Below are 241 nucleotides of genomic sequence, written 5' to 3'. Positions count from 1 at the left end.
CGGCGCCGGTTCCCCGCTGCGCTGTCGTCCGGTGGCGATGAAGAACTCGGTGCCCTGCTCGCCGGTGACCTCGGCGGAGGCGGCGAGGTTCGCGGCTGAGCAGTACCCGGCATCGGCGAGCATCTGCTTCGGGGCCTGCCCCGTGTTGCTGATGGCCTGCTCGGTCATGGGGATGAGGTTGCCGACGTCGGCGGCACAGTCGTTGACCTCGGCCGCCACGATGATCTGATGGGCGGCATCG

The 241-nt window shown here is 69.7% G+C and carries 1 pseudogene; it reads right to left on the bottom strand.

Going from position 1 to position 241, the window contains the following annotated elements:
* A pseudogene (locus IY392_RS03630) lies at positions 1-241 on the bottom strand (IS5/IS1182 family transposase); the annotation flags it as partial.

Origin of the sequence: Dietzia sp. SYD-A1 (assembly GCF_015356725.1) — a bacterium.
Classification (GTDB): domain Bacteria; phylum Actinomycetota; class Actinomycetes; order Mycobacteriales; family Mycobacteriaceae; genus Dietzia.
This window is presented reverse-complemented; position numbering and strand designations above follow the sequence as displayed.